The 5,530-nt window shown below is 73.2% G+C and carries 5 protein-coding genes; 3 read left to right on the forward strand and 2 right to left on the reverse strand.

What is annotated here, in order from left to right; translation table 11 throughout:
* Window positions 1-707, reverse strand: a 707-nt coding sequence (locus VK640_04715; GenBank protein ID HTE72486.1) for an FAD-binding oxidoreductase, incomplete at its 3' end; no start/stop codon positions are given.
* A 231-nt stretch (window positions 708-938) separates the two neighbouring features.
* Between VK640_04715 and VK640_04720 the strand changes: the two genes are divergently transcribed.
* The 3 genes from VK640_04720 to VK640_04730 are packed head-to-tail and all read left to right on the forward strand — an operon-like array spanning window position 939 to window position 4,669.
* A complete protein-coding gene (locus VK640_04720; GenBank protein ID HTE72487.1) occupies window positions 939-1,451 on the forward strand; it encodes a hypothetical protein in 513 nt (170 codons plus the stop codon).
* Window positions 1,448-2,149, forward strand: a complete 702-nt coding sequence (locus VK640_04725) for a type II CAAX endopeptidase family protein (protein ID HTE72488.1) — start codon at window positions 1,448-1,450, stop codon at window positions 2,147-2,149. The genes VK640_04720 and VK640_04725 overlap by 4 nt, the downstream gene beginning before the upstream one ends.
* A gap of 33 nt (window positions 2,150-2,182) precedes the next feature.
* Entirely contained in the window at window positions 2,183-4,669 is a 2,487-nt protein-coding gene (locus tag VK640_04730; GenBank protein ID HTE72489.1) for a penicillin acylase family protein, read from the forward strand.
* A gap of 18 nt (window positions 4,670-4,687) precedes the next feature.
* On the opposite strand, the gene VK640_04735 is transcribed toward VK640_04730, so the two are convergent.
* Window positions 4,688-5,419, reverse strand: a complete 732-nt coding sequence (locus VK640_04735) for a hypothetical protein (GenBank protein ID HTE72490.1) — start codon at window positions 5,417-5,419, stop codon at window positions 4,688-4,690.
* Window positions 5,420-5,530 lie beyond the last annotated feature (111 nt).

Below are 5,530 nucleotides of genomic sequence, written 5' to 3' on the forward strand. Positions count from 1 at the left end.
GGGTCGGCCAGCCGGTCCAGCCGGTAGCCGCCGGCCCGCCGCCAGAACGCGGGGTAGTCCTCGCGCACCGACCGCTCGTGCCGGGCCAGCAGCCCGGGCAGCCCGGCGTAGAGCCGGCCCTCCAGCGACTCGCGGGCGCCCCGGCGGGCCAGCTCGGCCTCGTCGACCGGCTCGAGCCGCGCCCGGCTGCCGTCGGAGAGCACCACGTCGAGGTGGCGGACGTGGTCGATGGTCATGCCGAAGCGCACGCTGCCGCTGCCCGCCGAGTTGTTGCCGACCATCCCGCCGATCGTGGCCCGGTTGCTGGTCGAGGTGTCCGGCCCGAACATCAGGCCGTACGTCGCGGCCGCCCCGTTGAGCTGGTCCTGCACGACCCCGACGTCGACCAGCGCCGTCCTCGCCTCCGGGTCGACCTGGTGGACCCGGTGCAGGTGGCGCGACATGTCCAGCACCAGCCCCGGCCCGACCGTCTGGCCGGCCAGGCTGGTGCCGGCGCCGCGGGGCACCACCGGCACACCGAGCGCCGCACAGGCCGACACGGCGGCCGCTACGTCGTCGCCGTGCCGCGGGAACGCGACGCCCATCGGTGTGATGGCGTACATGCTCGCGTCCCGCGAGAAGAGGTGCCGTGAGTAGTCGTCGAAGGCGACCTCACCCTCCAGGTCCCGCCGGAGCCGCAGCTCCAGCTCCTGCCCCCGTGTCTCCACTCCGCGTGCGCTCGTCAGAACTCCCTCGGCCGCTGCTCTGGCTGGCATATCCAGCATGCTCCTATGTCGGACGAACGACCCCGCACTTCCGCACTGCGGAAGGCGAAGGTCCGCGACGTCAAGGGGCCGAGTCCGGTGGCCGCGTCGCCGCGCCGGACCGGCGGCGTGCAGTCGCTCGACCGCACTGGCCGGCCGAGGGTGAGAGCCGCCGCAGGCGGGCAAGGGTCCGGCATGCTGGCGACCTACCTGAACGACCACCTGGCGGCCCTGACGGGAGGGCTCGAGCTGGCGCGCCGATCCCTCGGCGCCCAGCAAGGCTCCGCCAACGACCCGGTAGCCGCCGCCGTCGAGGCGGTGGCCGACCTCCTGGACGACGACCGGCGAGGGCTGTCGGACGTGATGTCGGTGCTGGGCATCGGGGTCCAGCGCCACAAGCTGGTCGGCGGCTGGGCCGCGGAAAAGCTGGGGCGGCTGAAGGGGAACGGCAGCCTGCTGCGCCGCTCGCCGTTGAGCACCGTCGTCGAGCTCGAGGGACTGCAGCTCGTGCTGACCTACGACGCGGCGCTCTGGCGCACTCTCGCCGCGCTGCACTCCGACGGCGAGCGGCGACTGGCCGGCGCCCGACCGGCGGACCGGGCACGCGCCGCGGTGGGCCGGGGAGAGGCGCTAGAGGCGGTCCGGCTCCGGGAGAGCACGCGCGTCCTGACCTCCGACCCTGCGCTCGTAGGCGTCGCGCCACGGTGACGCGTGCGACGACGCCGACGGTGCCCGCCGGCTTGCACCGGTGGGTGGCGGTCCTAGGCCCCTCTACGACTCCGTACCACGCCGAGTCCGACCTGGTCCGCCGCCGCCGGCGGGTCGTCGTCGCGGCCACCGGTGTCGTGGGCGCCGGGCTCCTCGCGCTCACGCTGCGCACCGAGGCCGGGTCGCAGGCTTTCTACTGGTACGGCGCCCTGTTGGCCGGCTGCTGGATGCTCGGGGCACTGCTGTCCGGGCCGCTGCACCTGGGCCGGCTCGACGGCCGACGGCACGTGCTGGTGCCGGCCGTCCTCGGCGCCGGCGCGTTCGCGGTGTTCGCGGTGGCGGCGTTGGTCGTGCGCCGGGTGCCGACCCTCGATGACCTGGTCGACGACGTCATCTCGCGCGCCGACACGGGCAGCCTGACGCTCGTCGTCGCCGTCGCCCTGGTCAACGGGCTGGCAGAGGAGCTCTTCTTCCGCGGCGCGCTCTACAGCGCGTTCGGCCGGCACCGGCCGTGGCTGTGGTCGACAGTCGCCTACGTCGTCGTCACCGCGGCGACGCTCAACGTGATGCTCGTGCTCGCGGCGGCCGCCATGGGCACGCTGTTCGCGCTGGAGCGCCGGTCGACGCGCGGCGTGCTCGCACCGGTGGTCACCCACCTGACCTGGTCGGTGTTGATGATCTTCTTCCTGCCCCGCTGAACGCCGGGACAGGCCGCGTCCTACAGTCACGGCGTGCAGACCACCCTCCGCGTCCTCCGCCGGGTGGCCGTGGGACTCCTCGTCCTCCTGCTCGTGCTCGCCGTCGCCGGTGGCGCCTTCGTCGCCTGGACGGTGCGGCGGTCGTTCCCCCAGGTGTCGGGCAGCGCCGCGCTGCCGGGGCTCGGCGCCCCGGTGACGGTGGAGCGCGACGCCCAAGCTGTGCCGCAGATCTGGGCCGACACCGCCGAGGACCTGTTCCGGGCGCAGGGCTACGTGCACGCTCAGGACAGGTTCTGGGAGATGGACTTCCGCCGGCACGTCACCGCGGGGCGGCTCTCCGAGCTCTTCGGCCCCGACCAGGCGGACACCGACGAGTTCGTCCGCACGCTGGGCTGGCGCCGGGTGGCCGAGCAGGAGCTGAAGCTGCTCGACCCGCAGACGGTGGCGTGGTTGCAGGCCTACGCCGACGGGGTCAACGCGTGGCTGGCCGGCCGGTCCGGCTCGGAGCTCAGCCTCGAGCACGGCATGCTCGCCCTCACCAACCGGTCGTACGACGTGGCGCGCTGGAGGCCGGCCGACTCGGTCGCGTGGCTCAAGGCGATGGCTTGGGACCTGCGCAGCAACCTGGACGAGGAGCTCACCCGGGCCCGTCTGGGCGAGACGCTGCCCCGCGACCGGGTCGACGAGCTCTTCCCGACGTACCCCTACGACGAGCACCCCACCATCGTCGCCGGCGAGGGGACGAAGCCCCCGCTGCAGAGCGCCGCGTCGCGGGTGCCCACGGGTGCGTCCACCGCGCTGCGCGGCATCGCGCACGCGCTCGACGACCTGCCGACGCTCCTCGGCCCCCACGGACCGGGTCTCGGCTCGAACTCCTGGGTGGTGTCGGGCGAGCACACCGCGACCGGGAAGCCGCTGCTGGCCAACGACCCGCACCTCGGACCTGCGTTGCCCTCGATCTGGACCCAGATGGGCCTGCACTGCACCCGGGTCAGCGCAGCCTGCCCGTTCGACGTCGCCGGCTTCACCTTCTCCGGGGTGCCGGGGGTCGTCATCGGGCACACCGCGGACCTCGCGTGGGGCTTCACCAACCTCGCGCCGGACGTCGCCGACCTGGTGCTGGAGAAGGTCGACGGCGACCGCTACAAGTACAAGGGCGAGCAGGTCGACCTCTCGGTGCGCGAGGAGACGATCCGAGTTGCGGGGGAGGACCCCCGGCCGCTGCGGATCCGCGAGACGCGACACGGGCCGCTGATCTCGGACGTGAGCAAGCGCTACGCCAAGCCCGGGTCCGGGGAGTACGCAGTCGCCATCCAGTGGACCGCGCTGCGCCCGGGCCGGACGATGGACGCCCTCTTCGCGCTGGACCGGGCAGCGACCGTCGAGGACCTGCGGGCGGCGGCCAGCCTGTTCGAGGTGCCGGCGCAGAACATCGTGTTCGCCACCACCGCGGGGCAGATCGGCTACCAGGCGCCGGGCAAGGTGCCAGTGCGATCGGGCTACGACGGGCGGTGGCCGGCGAAGGGCTGGACCGGCAAGGAGGAGTGGACCGGCTACGTCGACTTCGACGACCTGCCCCGGGTGCTCGACCCCGACGAGGGTTTCGTGGTGACGGCCAACAACGCGGTGGTCCCGGCCGACTACCCGGTCTTCCTCACCGACGACTGGGACTCGGGCTACCGGGCGGACCGGATCCGTAGCCGGCTCGAGCGGCTGGTCGCCCGCGGTGACGTCACCGCCCAGGACCTGATGGCGGTGCAGCGCGACAGCCGCAACAACCTGGCGCCGGCCCTGCTGCCGGTGCTGCTCGAGCTCGACCTGACCGGCCTAGCGGCCGAGGGTCAGGACCTGCTGCGGGACTGGGACCTACGGCAGGACGAGGACTCAGCCGGAGCGGCCTACTTCAACGCGGTGTGGCGCAACCTGCTGCGGCTGGCCTTCCACGACGAGCTGGAGAAGAAGGAGTGGCCGACGGGCGGCTCCCGCTGGTACCAGGTGGTCACCGAGCTGCTCGACGAGCCGGACAGCGACTGGTGGGACGACCAGGGCACCGCGACGACCGAGACGCGCGATGACGTGCTGACGGCGGCCATGCGCGACGCCTGGACCGGGCTGCAGGACCGGCTCGGCGACGACCCGGCCGACTGGCGATGGGGCGAGCTGCACGCGCTGCCGCTCGAGTCGCAGACCTTCGGCCAGTCCGGCATCGCTCCGATCGAGTGGCTGGTCAACCACGGCGACGTCGAGGTCGGCGGCGGTGAGTCGACCGTCGACGCGACCGGCTGGTCGGCGAACCACGGCTTCCGGACCGACTGGGTGCCCTCGATGCGGATGGTCGTCGATCTCGCCGATCTCGACGCGTCGCGGTGGGTCAACCTGACCGGTGCGAGCGGGCACGCCTGGCACGAGCACTACACCGACCAAGTGTCGCTGTGGCGCCGCGGCCGCACGACGCCGTGGCCGTTCACCCGGGCGGCCACCCGGGCTGCGACCGACGACCGGCTGGTGCTGCGACCCTGACCGTCTGAGCCGTCGACCTCAGAGGTCGGGGTGCACCATCCAGACGTTGGGCTCCCAGTAGGTGCAGCGGTCGGCTCCGCGGTCGACGTGCAGCGGGCCCAGCCCCTCGGGGAAGACGAAGTCGCCGTCGGCCGGCAGCGGCAGCCCGGTCCACGACTCCCACTCCGCGACAGTGCCGGTGATGAGCAGCGACTGCGGCAGGGGAGTCGACACCCGGGCACCCAGCCGCTCGTGGACGCGCATCCACGGGTCCAGCAGCTGGCCGTCGTCGCGGCGCCAGACGACGTACTCCTCGATCGGCGTGATCGGGTAGCGCTCCTTCCACGACGGGCGCACCGGGGCGACCAGGTGCTGGAGGCCGTGCCGCTCCGCGAGCGTGCGCATAGCGCCGAGGATCTCGACGGCGAGGCCGCGACGGCGGCCGTCGCGCGGCGACTCGGCGGCCAGCGCGCACAGCGTGTCGACCGGCGCGCCGGCCCGGTGGTCGCGGAACGCGACCTCGATGGCCCGGTCGATGCCGTCCGGCAGGCTTGCGTCGTCGCCGTCCCACGCGAACGCGGCCGTGTGGCCCTCCGCGACGACGGTGTCGGTCTGGTCGTCGTGCAGCACGAACTGCAGGTCGGCCAGCTCCTGGTCGAGCAGTCCCCACCACTGGTTGAGGACGTCGCCGTGCAGGTTGTACTCCGGCCAGACGTCGGCAGACCCGATCCCGCGCTCCCAGAGGTCGGGTCGCTCGGCTGCTGTGTGCATCGCCAACATCCCCCGACACTAGGCTCGCGGCGTGCCTCCTGCCGAGCTGCCAGCCCGGGCGCGCGTCGTCGTCATCGGCGGCGGTGTCATCGGGACCTCCGTCGCCTACCA

The organism is Actinomycetes bacterium, assembly GCA_035489715.1.
Classification (GTDB): Bacteria; Actinomycetota; Actinomycetes; order JACCUZ01; family JACCUZ01; genus DATHAP01.

Excerpts from the sequence above, each read along its gene's own strand:
- VK640_04735 (HTE72490.1), bottom strand. The coding sequence starts at position 5,419 with ATGCACACAGCAGCCGAGCGACCCGACCTCTGGGAGCGCGGGATCGGG.
- VK640_04720 (HTE72487.1), top strand. The coding sequence starts at position 939 with ATGCTGGCGACCTACCTGAACGACCACCTGGCGGCCCTGACGGGAGGG.